The sequence below is a fragment of the Psychrobacter urativorans genome (genome assembly GCF_904846695.1).
In the GTDB taxonomy this organism is placed as follows: domain Bacteria; phylum Pseudomonadota; class Gammaproteobacteria; order Pseudomonadales; family Moraxellaceae; genus Psychrobacter; species Psychrobacter urativorans.
On the sequence record NZ_CAJHBR010000008.1, the window covers coordinates 1 to 15,346 of the forward strand.

The following is a 15,346-nucleotide window of genomic DNA, read 5'->3' on the forward strand; positions in this document are numbered from 1 at the left end:
TTATGGATTGCCAGCATAGGCTTTATCTACACTACAGGTTTTAAGCCTAAGGTTGGGCACAACTCTATGCTGACAGGGTCACTATTAGTGTACGCTACTAGTGACTGTTTTATCATACAAGGTTGGGTCAGTGCGATGCGTAGGCTGGGTTTTTAACCCAGCTTTAAGACTTTGCAAAATTACAACGCTTGGTTAAAAACCCAGCCTATAATGAGTGATAGTTATCATTATAAACATCAAAAAATAACATTATGTCTAAACAATAAGATTACCGTCGCAGAGCAAATTAGTAAACCAAGAAATATATAAAACAAAACATTATCACGAGCCAGCTTCTTTTTAATAGCAGAATACCCTAGAGTATCAAAGGTAATATAGCCCTGATTTATGTCAGAGTAATCGATTTTTTTTACAGTTTCGATGAAATGTTCAATAAACCAAGAGGGCCAATGCTGTGGTTTGAATGGTGAGATATCACTTACCTTAGTATGGTTTGAAAACTTTTCCCAATTATCATTACCTAAATTGAGACTGTGCATACGCCAATCTGTAAAACTATAACCACCCACCTTTTTAGCAAAAACAACAGTCACATCTTTGTGGTTTTCGTCTTTAAAGATTCTCTGCATAAGCGAAGACACAATATCCTTTGTACCCTCTAAACATTGCAAAAAGCTTTGGTCGTTATTGCACAAAAATCCTGCGATATTATTATCTTTATTAAAAGATTCTGAGTGACTCTGTATATGCTTAAATACAGAGTCACTAGTAGTGTTTAATCCACTAATATATATTAATCTTATCAGAGAGTCTGAAAGGACATCTTTCATAGACTCATCTAGCATGTCGTAACTGGCTATGCTCATATATGTACAGTCATCCCAAGTATTATGCGGTGTTTTTTACGGCTATCAATCTTACTATTTTAAAGTTTTTATTCAAGCTTACCGTATGAAAAACATTAGTAAACGTCCATATTGCCATATATATTCGCTTTAAATGAGAGTCACAGTTTCCAACGAGTAGAACAGGTTTGTAATCCAGCTTATGTTACTTAAAAAGCTCTCTATAGCATTTAAATAGGTCAGATAATTAACGGAAGTAATAGAGGTGATTTACTGTGCTCATTTGTGCAAATATCTGCAAATAGTCGTATTACCCTAGACCAAGTAATCAACCAATATATAGCTAATACAACCGTCACGCTGAGCGCTGTTTAAGTAATCAGCAACGGTGGCGGTTTTGCTTTGCCTTTTTTACAGAGTCTTTCATAGGGTTTTAGGCTACAATCAATAAAAGCAAACAAGCAACCAAACAAACGCTATGTCTAAAGTGGGCAGATATGACCAATCCAATCTCTAATATTAGCGCCAGTGCAAGCATCAACTTTGCCGAAGAATTCAGCTCAAAAATCCCCGCTTTAACCTTGCTCACTACGCTGGGCTATCAGTTTATTCCGCCTAACCAATGCAACGCCATGCGTAGTAATAAGCTGCTAGCTAATCAGGCGAATGCAAATAAAGCCACCAACCAAGTAGTATTGTTACCTATCATGCGTGCGTTCTTAGGCAAGCAAACTTTCATATTTGAAGGTCAGGCGCATCCTTTATCAGACAGCGCCATTGATAAAATCATGCATGAGCTAAACCCAGCCATAAATCTAGGCTTGCAGGCAGCAAACGAGGCACTGTATAACGCCATGCTCTATGGCGTGACGGTGACTGAGTTTATCGACGGTAAAAAGACTTCGCAAACCATCAGTCTGATAGATTGGGAGCATATCGATAATAATAGCTTTCACTTTACCGAAGAGTTTGTAGTACAAAATAGCGAGGGTACAGGCAATGTTATTCCTGATATCGTCTGCTTTGTGAATGGTCTGCCTTTAGTAGTCATTGAAGCCAAACGCCCTGATTCTAATAGAGAAGGGCAATCGACTAACGCTCAAGCTATCTCCCAGCACATCCGTAATCAAGGTCAAAAACAAATTCCGCATCTATTTGCCTATAGCCAGCTATTGCTAGCAGTCAATGGTCATGACGGTCTTTATGGAACCTGTAAAACGCCTGAGAAGTTCTGGGCAAAATGGGTCGAAGAAGACATCCAAGAGCCTGAGTTTCATCGTCTAAAAAACCAAAAGCTTAATGATGAGCAGATTAGTAGTTTGTTTGATCATCGTCCTGCCTTTATTAAAAATGAATATCAGGCTTTAATTGATGGCGGTGACTTAGTTGTTACCGATCAAGACCGCTTAATCATTAGCTTATTAAAGCCTGAGCGTTTGCTTGAGATGACGCGCATGTTTACCTTGTTTGATAAAAAGGCGGGCAAAATTGTTGCCCGTTATCAGCAAGTCTTTGGTATTAAAGCCCTGATCAAACGTATCAGCAGTTTCGATGAGCACGGAAGCCGTGAGGGCGGAGTTATTTGGCATACCACCGGTAGTGGTAAATCTTTTACCATGGTGTTCTTCTCCAAAGCGCTTATTTGGTTAGAAGCATTGGCACAGTGCCGGGTTATTGTGGTCACTGACCGTGTCGATCTTGAGACTCAGCTCAGCCAAACCTTTGCCTCAGGCGGTGTATTAAGTGATCGCGACAAAACCGATGCCATGGCAACCTCTGGTCGCCGTCTAGCTCAGCAAATCGGGCATGGCAATGAGCGCGTCATCTTCTCTATTATTAATAAGTTTGGCTCAGCGGTTAAGTATGATGAGTGCTATAACGACAGCCCAAATATCATTGTCATGGTCGATGAGGGTCACCGTAGCCAAAACGGTGAGAACAATATTCGTATGAGCCAGGCCCTGCCAAACGCCGCCTTCATTGCTTTTACGGGCACGCCACTGCTTAAAGACGATAAGACCGAAAACAAATTCGGTAGCATTATTCACTCCTACACTATGCAGCAAGCGGTGAAAGATAAAACCGTCACCCCACTGTTATACGAAGAGCGTATCCCTGAGCTCAATACCAATGATCAAGCCATAGATAGCTGGTTTGATCGTATCACCCAAAAGCTCACTAGCGATCAAAGGACCGATCTCAAACGTAAATTCTCACAAAAGGGTCAAATCTACCAAACCGAAGGTCGCATTGAGCTGATCGCTCACGACATCTCTGATCACTTTCAAAACTTTAAACAGCAGCATCTAAAAGGACAATTGGCTTGTGAGTCTAAAGCCTCTGCCATTCGCTATAAGCTCGCCTTAGACAAGATTGGCAAAGTGTCATCGGCGGTGGCTATATCATCACCTGATACTCGTGAAGGTCATGAAACGGTCGATGCTGAATCAAAAGACATCGTCCAAAACTGGTGGCAAGCCAATGTTGCACCTACCTATGGTGGCGATGAAAAAGCTTATACCAAAGCCATTATCGAAGCCTTTAGTCAGGACGATGGTCCTGACATTATGATCGTCGTTGATAAGCTATTAACGGGCTTTGATGAGCCGAAGAATACCGTGCTGTATATCGATAAGCCGTTAAAACAGCACAATCTCATTCAGGCCATTGCACGAGTAAACCGCTTGCATGAGAAGAAGCGCTTTGGCTATCTGATTGATTATCGTGGCATCTTAAAAGAGCTGGATATCACCATTGAGAAGTACCAGGATCTTGCCGAGCGTACGCAAGGGGGCTTCGATATTGAGGACCTTAAGGGCATGTATAACAGCATGGACACTGAGTACAAGCAACTACCAAAGCTGCATAGTGAGCTGTGGGCTATCTTCTCATCAGTAAAGAACAAACAAGATGGTCAAGCACTAAGACAAGTGCTAGCCCCTAAGATGCAAGATATCGATGGCAGAGTAGTCGATACTAGGCTTAAAGAACGTGATGACTTTTATGCCGCCTTAACTGACTTTTCTAATGCTATGAAAATTGCTTTGCAATCAGCGTCTTTTTTTGCAGACAGCTCATTGGATAGTAAGCGTGATCGCTACAAAGCCGATCTAAAAGCCTTCGTTAATCTGCGCAAACAAGTACGCGCGGACGCTGATGAAACCATTGATTACGATGAATATGAAGCGGATATTCGCAGCTTGCTCGATAAGCATATAGCGGGGCTTGAAGTGCGTGAGGCAAAAGGTGTTTACTTAGTCGATGGCCTAGGCAATGCCGGCAAGGTAGAAAAAGACATTCAGCCTGAGGCAATAAGTGACGATGAAGCCCGTAATCAAACCGATAAGATCACTGGTCGTGTCACTAGAATGATTGAGCAAGATTTGGCTGATGATCCCTATGCGCAAGAATATTTTTCTAAGCTACTTAAGCAAGCGATTGAAGATGCCAAAGCAATGTTCGATGCACCAGTGAAGCAATACATGATGTTTTTCGGTCTTGAGCAACAAGTTGATGAGCGTAAAGTCGCTGATATACCGAATGAGTTTATCGATGACTCTGGCAATTTAAACAAACATGCGCAGGCGTATTTTGGTTTGTTTAAACAGCTATTTAACGACGATAGCGATGCTACGTTTGCCGAAAAAGGTGTTGATAATGAGCAGCTGGTTGCTTACGCTTTTAAGATTGATGAGGTAGTGAATACCGCAGTAGCTGAGTATTCTATCAATCCGGCGCAGATTGAGAACGCTATCAGCGTCAAATTACTGCCGATGCTATTTGCTGACTTAGGTATTGATAAAGCGCAACAGCTTATAGAAGCCGTGCTGAAGATTACCCGTCTTGGACTCTCAAGAGAGACCAAAATCCCCAGAGCAACAAGAGGGTGATGGCTAATGGTTAAAAGCGGCGTAATTTATTATGGTGAAGAAAAAATTCACTATGAAGTCGTGCATAAAGCCGTAAAAGAGCAGTATAAAAACGATACGCTTATTACCGGAAAAAGCAAACCGAGTAAACCGAGTAAACCTCGTAAAATCGTTATCAAAGTACATCCTGATCAACGTGTGGTTGCTACTGCTCCTATCGATGCTACAGATGCAATAATCTATGATGCGATGATAAAGCGTGCGCGCTGGATATGGCAAAGCCTACAAGACTTCGCCAAGCAGCAAGATCATGTGCTACCTAAGCGTTATGTCAGCGGTGAGACCCAGTTTTATCTGGGTCGTCGTTATGTGTTAAAAGTGCTCATCAATGTAGAAAATAACGAGGTTATAAATAACCCTGTTAAGCTTAGTCGCGGTAAGCTGAATGTAGAATTTTCGCAAAGCGATGCTGAACTAGAAGCTGAAGAACGAGCGAACAAGGTAAAAAGCCTTATTGATCAATGGTATCAAGATAAAGCAAAAAATCTCTTCCATGCTAGGCTTAAAGCTATGCTCACCAAAGCTTCATGGGTTGAAGAGATACCATCATTTAGACTGCTGGCAATGAAGAAACAATGGGGTAGTTGTTCGACAAAAGGCACTCTCATACTCAATCCGCATTTAGTCAAAGCGCCAAAGGAATGCATCGATTACGTCATTCTGCATGAGCTATGTCATATCGCTGAGCACAATCACAGCGAGCAATTTTGGCGCTTACTAACGCAAGTGATGCCGAATTGGAAAGAGGTCAAGGCTAGGCTTGATGGGATGGCTGAGCTTTATTTGAATGAGTGAAGATAGTTGAGAGTGATTTATTAAGATATATAAGTCTGAATTTTAGACAAGAGTCTTAGCTTAAGATGGAGTATATTTTATTTAACTCGACCTATAGATAAATAGATAGTATTGGTTTGCTATATGCGGTCATGACTCAAGTTGGTTTTACTACCTTAACCACTCAATGGCGGCACTTTGATTATGGTAATCGGCTTTGGGCCTGTAACGACAAGCAAAAACATGCAATTTACAGTGCAGCTCATTGAGATATTGTATCTGCTTAATGCATAATAATTACTAGTTGTGAGAAACTTACATATCAGGTTTAAGGAAGAACATGATGCAAACATTAATACAGGCTGATGATCATTTAGCGTTGTGGACATTCGTTATGGTTGCCGCAACTTCTGCTATTTTCATTGAACAGCGCTATAAGTGGGCTAGTAAAATTCCAGGCGCTGTCATCGCACTATTGATTGCGATTGCGGCATCGAACATGAAAATTATTCCAATAGATGCCCCTACATACGACATCGTTTGGGGTTATATCGTTCCTTTAGCCATACCTTTACTATTGTTCAAAACAAACATACAGTCTCTGGTTAAAGAAAGTTGGAAGCTTCTACTACTATTTTTAACGTCTTCGATAGCTACCATGATCGGTACTGTTTTAGCATTTTTGGCTTTACGTCACTATATTCCAGAACTAGATAAAGTTAGTGGTATGATTTCAGCATCCTATAGTGGTGGTGGGGTAAATTACGCCGCCATGTCGGCTAAATTAGCGCCAAGTGAGAGCATTAATGCCGCTACTATCGTAGCTGACAATATGATGATGGCCTTTTACTTCTTAATACTTATTGGCTTAGCGGGTATACCTATTATACGCCGCGTATGGGGTTCGCCGCATACGGATGCAATTGAAAAAAATCCAGAAATGCTAAATAGTCGCACGTTGTCAGAAGCGTTCTGGAAACCTAACCTCATCTCTTTAAAAGATATTGCAATTTGCTTAGCATCATCAATGTTAATCGTATTGATTTCATTCAAACTATCAGCATTTTTACAGGCGGTGTTGGGTACTAGTGATAATATTGTGCTTGGCCTTATCATCAGTTTGATCACTGATAAATATCTGTTATTAACAACTATAACATTCGTAGTAGTTTCTATTTTTAAAAACTCTTTTGAGAATCTTAATGGCAGTCAAGAGCTCGGTACTTACTGTATCTATCTGTTCTTTGTAGTCATTGGTATTCCTGCATCGATTAGTTTGATTGTCACTAAAGCCCCGCTATTATTTGTGTTTGTATTTATAATTGCTATGGTTAATTTAGCTATTACTATGGGTATAGGTAAATTATTTAAGTTTAATGTTGAAGAGGTGGTACTAGCTTGCAATGCTAATATCGGTGGTCCTACCACTGCAGCAGCTTTAGCTATTAGTAAGGGTTGGACTAATCTAGTAGGCCCGATCCTAGTTATTGGTACTGTAGGTTATGTGATTGGCAATTACGTAGGCACAATTATTTATTTTATAGTCACTCAAATTGGTATGTAAAAACTATCAATGTATAAGTATAAAACCGATGCTATCAGCGTCGGTTTTTGCTTTTTTGCTTGTCAGAAGTCTGTATTAGCTTTTTTAAATATATTGAAAACGGTTTGATAAACCTGGCTTTATATTACATTAGCTATAACAGTCGGTTTAAGCTTACCAATCTTGCCACCGTATAGCCTGTGGATGGAGTGAAGAAGTAGATAAATAAAACAGGTAGGATAAATAGCATTAAACAACAATATTTCAGACAGCAGAATACAATAAGCATAGACTAGAAGTCTTACTAGCAAAGGTTTTAGACTGTCAAAGGTTTCAAATAATGTTTTTTGGGCAAAGCAGAAGAGTAAAGCAGAGTTTTGGATTAAGCAGAAAAAGATATGGCGGTGAAGGAGGGATTCGAACCCTCGATACGCTATTAACGCATACACACTTTCCAGGCGTGCGGTTTCAGCCACTCACCCACTTCACCGTTTTTAGACGGCTTAGTATAGCCGATAGCAGCCACAATGTCACGGTTTTGACGACAGTGATTTTGATTAATAGCGCTTATCTTTCTTTATTGGTCAGCGCCTGCTAGGATAGGCCCTAAGTGTGAACAGCGATAGAGAGATAGAGAGTTAGATGACGACCAACAGTAAGCTAATAACCGTAAACCGTAAAAAAAGCACTGTAACTGAGCTTACAGCAACTCTTAAAATCAGCATTATGAGCATAACCATCGTTGCTCTATCAGGGTTATCGGTGGCGCATGCTGATGACTTGGCGCAGTGTAACCAGTCTTTCTACGCTGGGATTTATCCTGAATTTACTGAAAACAGTAAACTTAGCAAAAATACTCAAGCGTTATGCTTCGATGGTTTTGCGGTGATGTATTCTGGCATCTCACGAACACCGTTATGGTCAGCTGAATATCTGACTCGTGAGCGTTTGACGCAAGCGAAGCTGATCGATCGTGATGACAGCTTTCATGAAGAGAGCCGCTTACCAAATTCTATGCGTGCCAAACTCGCTGACTATTCAGGTTCAGGCTATGACCGAGGTCATCTAGCGCCCAATGGAGATATGGCCAATCGCAGTCAGCAGTATGACAGCTTTAGCTTGGCTAATATTGCCCCGCAGTCACCGCGTAATAATCGTTATATTTGGCGTAATATTGAATCGGCTACTCGTTATCTAACCCAACAGTATGGCGAGGTTTATAGCATTACTGGGGTGGCGTTCACCGATAAAAAAGCTAAGCAACTTGAACAGCGAGTCTTAGTACCTAGTCATTTTTACAAAGCAGTCTATATTCCAGCTATCAACCAAGCGGGGGTTTATTACGCTCCTAATGATGAGTCTGAGCGCATAGAGGTTATTAGTTTAGATGAGCTGACAGCGCAGACAGGTATTGACGTTATGCCACTGCTAGATCATCAGACCAAGTCAAAAGCCTTGGATTTGCCATTGAAGGCAGGTAATGAAATGGATCCTGCTAATAGCAATAATAACAATAACGATAATGGCAACGATGCTAATACTGTTAATAAAGATCCTGAATGGATGGTGTTTGTCATGGTTATTATCGACTGGCTATTAACGCAATTAAAGGCTTAGTATTCAATAATTGTCTATTAATATTGACACCTGCTAGAATATAGTTAAAATAAAACCGCTTAGTTTTTAGGAGTAGGGCCACGTCTTCAACTGGCTTAACCATACTATTAAAAATATACCCTTAACTAAAGGTAGGTACTCAAAGTCCATGAGGACAGTGAGCAGCTAAAGGCCGTTTTTAAAGGCTGGTAATGGCAATACTGAACCCGTAAAGCTAAGCCAAGTGTTGCGATACTTTTAACGACAAGTTATTGATTAATGGCTTAATGGATAGGAGAAAATAATGATTGAACCTTTTGCTAATGATCATCAAAGTATGCAAATTGGTGAGCTAGTTATCGAAAACCAAATGGACAAAATTATTATTTATGGCGACCTTGATTTGCATTTGAATGAGCTTGGACGTGAGCAAGCGGAGCAATTGCATCGCTTAACGGAGAAAATCCTACAAGCTTTCTCAGATTCTGATAAAAACAGTAATGACGAGTCAATGTCAAAATTAAAAAGTGACCGATCAGACGTAAATATAGATAATCCTTTTATGTAACTATTTGATATAGTTTTGATTTTGTAGTAATAATATTCTATAAAAAAATTACTAGGCAAATTTATAATTTTGCTTATAATGAATTAGTCCTACGTTTATGTAGCTCATTATTTTAATTATTATTAGGCGTTTTAATAAACAACTAATAGATGACTAATCGATAATTAGAAGATGGCAAAGGATATAATAAGCGTATAACCCTGTTTTAAAAGTTAACATTTTGAATAATCATCTTACGAAAGGAGTCGATTTATGAAATTATTTACGAAATCTGTGTTAGCAGTGGCTGGAATCAGTATGGCTACTATGGCATTTGCCGCTGACCCGTTGCACAATACTACTTGGCAAACTTTTGATGAAGGCCAACCTAAAGGTCTAGTGAAAATCACCGAATCTAATGGCGTATTAACGGGTAAGCTAGTTGGTGGTTCAACAGAGAAGGCCAAACAATATATTGGTACTACTGTAATCACTGGTTTGAAGGCAGACGGTAATGGCAAATACAGTGGTGGTAACATTACTGATCCTGCTAAAAACAAAACTTACCGTATGACTGCTAATCTAAAAGGTAATACTTTAGATCTAAAAGGTTATATTGGACCGTTCTCTCGTAGCCAAACTTGGAAAAAGAAATAAGTAATAGGTCTATTTAGATTTTACTTATTTAAAGTTTACTTATTTAGATTGTAATGATTAAAACCCCGCTAAACCTATAGGTCTAGCGGGGTTTTTGTTTATGCCTTATGGTGTAATTACAATCGTTGCAGCCTATTTAGTAAATTCAGGATAGGCTTCCATACCACATTCCGCTATATCTGCCCCTTCATACTCGTGCTCTTCGGAGATGCGCAGACCAACTAGGGCCTTAATGATTACCCAAACTACTAAGCTGGCTACATATACCCAAGTAAAAATAGTAATAGCGCCAACGAACTGACCTATAAATGTCGCTGCCGGATTAGTGAGGGGTACGATTAATAGCCCAAACAGGCCTGTCACCCCATGTACTGAAATAGCCCCTACAGGATCGTCGATTTTCATTTTGTCCAAAGCAAGGATAGCTAATACTACGATGATTCCAGCTGCTACACCGAACAGCGTTGCTTGTAATGCTGATGGCGTTGCTGGCTCTGCAGTAATAGCCACTAGACCTGCCAATGCACCATTTAAGAGCATAGTTAGATCGGCTTTACCGAAAATGATACGAGCCAGTAGCAGAGAGCCGACAGCGCCTCCCGCTGCCGCCGCATTAGTATTTAGGAACACCATAGCTACAGTATTGGCGCTAGCGATATCACCTAGTTTCAGTACTGAGCCACCGTTGAAGCCGAACCAACCCATCCATAGGATGAGTGTACCAAGCGCCGCTAACGGTAGATTAGCTCCAGGGATCGCTCGTATTTCTCCTCTAGATCCGTACTTACCTTTACGTGCCCCTAACAGCAACACCCCTGAGAGTGCGGCAGCAGCACCAGCCATATGAACGATACCAGAGCCGGCAAAATCGGAAAAGCCGATATCAGCTAAATTAAATAAGCCAAAGACATCCTTACCACCCCAAGTCCAACTGCCCTCTAAAGGATAGATAAAGCCAGTCATAGCTACCGTGAATAATAAGAACGACCAGAGCTTCATGCGCTCAGCAACAGCTCCTGAAACGATAGACATACAAGTCGCCACAAAAACCACTTGGAAGAAAAAGTCAGCGGCTACTGAATATACTGAGTCACCAGCAAAGCCACTGCTCGCTGACTGAGTCAAGGCATCAGCAACTAAGCTCTCATCGCCAGCAATGCCACTCAAAAACAGCTCACCACCATACATAATGGCATACCCACAGATCATGTACATAGTACAAGCCGTAGCGAAAAGTGCGATATTTTTGGTTAAGATCTCAACAGTGTTCTTGGAGCGTACTAGGCCAGCCTCTAACATAGAAAAGCCAGCAGCCATCCACATTACTAAGGCGCCACATATTAAGAAATAAAACGTATCAAGCGCGTACTGTAGTTCGAAAATCTGACTTTGCATATTAATTCCCCCTTGAATTGTCAATGCAGTGTTCGGTGCTGGGATTGCTATCGATAGTAAGATCGACGGCTGATCGCAGCCAAGAGCTACTACTTATAGGGGCTTATTAGTGGACTGTAATAAGCGCTATAGAGTAAGCTCAGAAATAGTTAATGCTGTTAGATAGCGTCAGGACCTGACTCACCGGTACGAATACGAATAACTTGCTCAAGCGCCGTCACGAATATTTTGCCGTCGCCGATCTTGCCAGTACTAGCGATGCGAGTGATGGCTTCGATAGCAGGCTCAACCATTTCGTCAATTACCGCCACTTCGACTTTTACTTTCGGTAAAAAGTCCACCACATATTCTGCGCCACGATAAAGCTCGGTATGTCCTTTTTGGCGACCAAAACCTTTAACTTCAGTGACAGTAACGCCTTTTACGCCAATGTCAGACAAAGCTTCACGCACATCGTCGAGTTTAAAAGGTTTTAAAATAGCAGTGATTAGCTTCATGAGAATTTCCTTATCTAAGTGATGTCGCAGGCTGATGCTTGCGCTTTAGTGCATCGTACCGCCACTGTGCTCACTATAATTCATTCAAGAATTGTGCCAAACATGCTCAAAAGGGGTGAGTACGTTTGAACTAAGCAGTCTTAAATTATTTTAGTAATAACAGCATAAAATGCCTATAACGGCATTTTAAAGGGTACGAGTGCTATGAAAATACGGTTGATCTATCGCCGGCAGTCCCCGAGCGAAGGTTTTATTATAACCAACTTTAGTAACTTTTTGCGAGGGTATCCTGTGATGATTTGCTAAAAATAGATACTGGATAAAAAGCTGATTATGAGTGCAAGCGCTTAATGGTAGGCGTTCAACTTACTATTCAGGTAGAGGCAGGGCTGATTGTCCAGTACTAGGGCTTGAGCATTAGAGCGGATAATAATCTAGAGCAAGCAAAGCTTTAGCTGGACGGTTAATAATAGCAGACGCTGGTCATTGATCGATTGCTAGCTGGTTGCTGATCGATTGCTAATAGGGGCAACCATAGCAGCATAGAAATAAGTGCTACTAGGGATTGATTATTATTGAGCGCTTATCAAAAAAGGGTATCAAACGAGATTATCAAAAGACAGCATCGAAGTGAAGAGGGCATAAAGCTGAAATTATTAACAGTGTTTACAGTACTAAGATTTTGGGAAGAGTAGATAAGGAGTTTTAGTGCTGCCTAGCAGTTTTTTAGTATCACTACCTTGCAGTAGCTCGCGAAAGCGTGACTGTCCAAAGGCGCCAGTCATTAGCAGACCTATATTATGTTCGCTTTGATAATAGGTAAGAGCAGCGCTGACATCGCGGCAGTCTAATAGCTTTTTCTTACAACTAAGGCCCGCTTGCTTGAGACGAGCATAGGCTTCTCTTAAAGCATCACAGTTTTCAGAATTCTCTTTGCCGACCATAACGATATGTATAGTCAGCGTGCGCACTAATGGCGTTTTACACAGCCAATTGAGCATTTTATGAGTAGTAGGACGATTGTCAAAAGCAAATAAGGCGGTAGTTGGGGGCAAAAATGGTGCAGGAGTCACCAAAATAGGGCAGTGGCTAAGACGAATCAGTTGGCATAAGGTCGATTTACAAGTGACTTGATGACCAATAACTACCAGCTGGGCTATGTCATCGATATAATCGATACTCTCACTTAGATTTTCGTGCCTATGCAAAGTATAAGTCTGACGTTTAGGTTGATGCTCTAAGCAATAAGACGCTGCTTGGTATAACAACAGCCTACCGTGGGCTTTTAGCTCACTGTTACTGAGATGCTCTTTACTAGCAAACTGATCGAGCAAGTAGCTTTCATCATTGACATTTAGACAACCAGAATAGTTGATGGCTGCTTTTTGTTGCATACTAGGCACTGCATGGAGCAGACCTATCGGCGCTTGCATACGCTTAGATGCCCACATACTAGCATCCAACACTGACTGCACATGATCAGGACAATCTAAACAAGCGATAACGCTATCTGTTTTTAAACTACTCATAACACCATCACATCATCTGGCAAGGTAAATATAGGCAAACCGTAGCGCTCATATACGCCCATTCATTAATAGCTGTTAATCAAGCAAGCCGATGTCCCGACGATCATGGATAGAAAAGCGATCAATCAAAGTACGGCTAGCATTATTAAGCCCTACTACTTTGACATCAATGCCTTCACGTTGCAAGCGTATCACTAGCTTATCCAAAGTATCGACAGCGCTAATATCCCAAAAGTGTGCTTGGCTTACATCGATCTCGATATGGTCTAAGGCTTCTTTAGTATCAAAACTATGCAAAAACTGAGTCGTTGAAGCGAAGAATACTTGTCCTTGCACATAGTAATAGCGAGTGTTGCTACTATCATCATATTCACTAAAGACCGTTAAGAACTGACCTATTTTATTAGCGAATGACAAGGCAGATAACAATACACCCACGCCTACACCATAAGCTAAATTGTGGGTGAACACAGTAGTCAACACCGTCGCTAACATAACGATATTAAAAGACATCGGATGGGTTTTAAACTCGCGAATAGATTGCCAATTAAAAGTGCCAATCGATACCATAATCATTACAGCTACTAAAGCGGCCATCGGTATTTGACTGACCCATTTGCTTAAGAATACCACCATAATCAAAAGTACCACACCAGCTATCAAGGCTGATAGGCGCGTGCGTCCCCCTGATTTTACGTTGATCATTGACTGACCAATCATCGCGCAGCCCGCCATACCACCGAAGAAGCCAGCAACTACGTTGGCGATACCTTGACCACGGCATTCACGGTTCTTATTGCTAGGTGTATCAGTCAACTCATCAACAATAGTAGCCGTCATCATAGACTCAAGCAGACCAATAATCGCTAGGGTAATAGAATAAGGAGCAATGATTAGTAAGGTATTTAAATTTAGAGGAATATCAGGCAACAAAAACATAGGCAGCGAATCAGGTAATTCACCCATACTGCCCACATTACGAATGTCCAAATTCAGGTACATAGCGACTGCGGTAAGCCCGACAATACATACTAAGGGGGAGGGCAGCACACGACCGATTTTAGGAATCAACGGAAACAGATAGATAATAGCTAACCCGGCAGCGGTCATGATATAGACCGTCAAGCCTACTCGCTCAGTCATCGGATTTAGTTCTGGTATCTGGGCGGCGAAGATCAAAATCGCCAGAGCATTGACGAAACCTATCACTACTGAGCGTGAGACAAAACGCATTAAGTTGCCAAGCTTTAGGATACCCATTACAATCTGCATAGCACCGCACAGTAAGGTGGCGGCTAATAGATACTGTAAGCCATAATCAGCGACTAGATCAACCATCACTAAAGCCATAGCTCCAGTTGCCGCTGAGATCATCCCTGGTCGGCCACCTACAAAGCTAATGACTACAGCGATACAGAACGAAGCATATAAGCCTACTTTTGGATCAACGCCAGCGATAATAGAGAAGGCGATGGCCTCTGGAATCAGCGCTAATGCAACCACAGTGCCTGATAAAATATCACCACGTACATTAGAAAACCATTCGTCACGTAAGCTATCAATATAAGATGTCATAAGTAAACTGCATAGAGTTAAAGGCAAAAAAAGTAATCATTATTGACAGCGAGCGATGATCCATCATAGAGGATGGCCCGCCTTCAATAAGCTACCACGTAGCTCAATAGATCAATACTATCGAGCACTAGGGCAAGATCATTTAGACTAATAATGCTAAGACCAATGATAAAGCATGATTAACTAGCATAAAGCCTAAATAATGACTATAGCTACTGAGTCGTTACAGTATATTTAATGATAAAATATGATGAAGCGTAAGTAGCTATGACGAAGTAGGCTAAAACGGGTGTCAGCCATACATAATGATAGTATTAATAGAGAAGTAATTAATGGCTGTCGATTGGCCATAAAAGTATGCGCATAATAGCATAAAGTGGCAAAAAAGCAGTATCGAAACATGAACGATAGCGTTATGATGCCATGCAACGGAGCAATAAGACCCAACTAGTAGTATAA

11 protein-coding genes and 1 tRNA gene are annotated in these 15,346 nt (G+C 41.1%); 6 read left to right on the forward strand and 6 right to left on the reverse strand.

Annotated features, from left to right (window positions below):
- Positions 1–236 precede the first annotated feature (236 nt).
- Positions 237–866, reverse strand: a complete 630-nt coding sequence (locus JMY09_RS06960) for a BLUF domain-containing protein (protein ID WP_201622879.1) — start codon at positions 864–866, stop codon at positions 237–239.
- 476 nt (positions 867–1,342) lie between these two features.
- Between JMY09_RS06960 and JMY09_RS06965 the strand changes: the two genes are divergently transcribed.
- From JMY09_RS06965 to JMY09_RS06975, 3 genes are all read left to right on the forward strand, one after another.
- Entirely contained in the window at positions 1,343–4,735 is a 3,393-nt protein-coding gene (locus JMY09_RS06965; protein ID WP_201622880.1) for a type I restriction endonuclease subunit R, read from the forward strand.
- A 6-nt stretch (positions 4,736–4,741) separates the two neighbouring features.
- A complete protein-coding gene (locus tag JMY09_RS06970; RefSeq protein ID WP_201622881.1) occupies positions 4,742–5,569 on the forward strand; it encodes a M48 family metallopeptidase in 828 nt (275 codons plus the stop codon).
- Between the two features lie 319 nt (positions 5,570–5,888).
- A complete protein-coding gene (locus JMY09_RS06975) occupies positions 5,889–7,112 on the forward strand; it encodes a DUF819 family protein (RefSeq protein ID WP_201622882.1) in 1,224 nt (407 codons plus the stop codon).
- Positions 7,113–7,490: 378 nt separating this feature from the next.
- Here the strand turns inward: JMY09_RS06975 and JMY09_RS06980 are convergent.
- Positions 7,491–7,581 (reverse strand) — tRNA-Ser (locus JMY09_RS06980).
- A gap of 152 nt (positions 7,582–7,733) precedes the next feature.
- Here JMY09_RS06980 and JMY09_RS06985 point away from each other — a divergent pair.
- From JMY09_RS06985 to JMY09_RS06995, 3 genes are all read left to right on the forward strand, one after another.
- Positions 7,734–8,708, forward strand: a complete 975-nt coding sequence (locus tag JMY09_RS06985) for a DNA/RNA non-specific endonuclease (RefSeq protein ID WP_201622883.1) — start codon at positions 7,734–7,736, stop codon at positions 8,706–8,708.
- A gap of 283 nt (positions 8,709–8,991) precedes the next feature.
- A complete protein-coding gene (locus JMY09_RS06990) occupies positions 8,992–9,255 on the forward strand; it encodes a hypothetical protein (protein ID WP_201622884.1) in 264 nt (87 codons plus the stop codon).
- Positions 9,256–9,507: 252 nt separating this feature from the next.
- Complete coding sequence (locus JMY09_RS06995) at positions 9,508–9,891, forward strand: DUF2147 domain-containing protein (RefSeq protein WP_201622885.1); 384 nt, start codon at positions 9,508–9,510, stop codon at positions 9,889–9,891.
- Between the two features lie 132 nt (positions 9,892–10,023).
- On the opposite strand, the gene JMY09_RS07000 is transcribed toward JMY09_RS06995, so the two are convergent.
- From JMY09_RS07000 to JMY09_RS07015, 4 genes are all read right to left on the reverse strand, one after another.
- Positions 10,024–11,286 carry an ammonium transporter gene (locus JMY09_RS07000; RefSeq protein ID WP_201622886.1) on the reverse strand — a complete coding sequence of 421 codons (1,263 nt, stop codon included), beginning with the start codon at positions 11,284–11,286 and terminating at the stop codon, positions 10,024–10,026.
- 158 nt (positions 11,287–11,444) lie between these two features.
- The gene (locus tag JMY09_RS07005; RefSeq protein ID WP_201622887.1) at positions 11,445–11,783 is read right to left on the reverse strand and encodes a P-II family nitrogen regulator; all 339 of its coding nucleotides are present in this window, start codon (positions 11,781–11,783) and stop codon (positions 11,445–11,447) included.
- Between the two features lie 674 nt (positions 11,784–12,457).
- Entirely contained in the window at positions 12,458–13,312 is an 855-nt protein-coding gene (locus tag JMY09_RS07010; protein ID WP_201622888.1) for a universal stress protein, read from the reverse strand.
- A 75-nt stretch (positions 13,313–13,387) separates the two neighbouring features.
- Positions 13,388–14,887, reverse strand: a complete 1,500-nt coding sequence (locus tag JMY09_RS07015; protein ID WP_201622889.1) for a SulP family inorganic anion transporter — start codon at positions 14,885–14,887, stop codon at positions 13,388–13,390.
- Between the last annotated feature and the right edge of the window lie 459 nt (positions 14,888–15,346).

Bases quoted from the DNA above. Each gene is read 5' to 3' on its own strand.
- JMY09_RS06960 (WP_201622879.1), bottom strand. From the start codon at position 866: ATGAGCATAGCCAGTTACGACATGCTAGATGAGTCTATGAAAGATGTC.
- JMY09_RS06965 (WP_201622880.1), top strand. From the start codon at position 1,343: ATGACCAATCCAATCTCTAATATTAGCGCCAGTGCAAGCATCAACTTT.
- JMY09_RS06970 (WP_201622881.1), top strand. From the start codon at position 4,742: ATGGTTAAAAGCGGCGTAATTTATTATGGTGAAGAAAAAATTCACTAT.
- JMY09_RS06975 (WP_201622882.1), top strand. From the start codon at position 5,889: ATGATGCAAACATTAATACAGGCTGATGATCATTTAGCGTTGTGGACA.
- JMY09_RS06985 (WP_201622883.1), top strand. From the start codon at position 7,734: ATGACGACCAACAGTAAGCTAATAACCGTAAACCGTAAAAAAAGCACT.
- JMY09_RS06990 (WP_201622884.1), top strand. From the start codon at position 8,992: ATGATTGAACCTTTTGCTAATGATCATCAAAGTATGCAAATTGGTGAG.
- JMY09_RS06995 (WP_201622885.1), top strand. From the start codon at position 9,508: ATGAAATTATTTACGAAATCTGTGTTAGCAGTGGCTGGAATCAGTATG.
- JMY09_RS07000 (WP_201622886.1), bottom strand. From the start codon at position 11,286: ATGCAAAGTCAGATTTTCGAACTACAGTACGCGCTTGATACGTTTTAT.
- JMY09_RS07005 (WP_201622887.1), bottom strand. From the start codon at position 11,783: ATGAAGCTAATCACTGCTATTTTAAAACCTTTTAAACTCGACGATGTG.
- JMY09_RS07010 (WP_201622888.1), bottom strand. From the start codon at position 13,312: ATGAGTAGTTTAAAAACAGATAGCGTTATCGCTTGTTTAGATTGTCCT.
- JMY09_RS07015 (WP_201622889.1), bottom strand. From the start codon at position 14,887: ATGACATCTTATATTGATAGCTTACGTGACGAATGGTTTTCTAATGTA.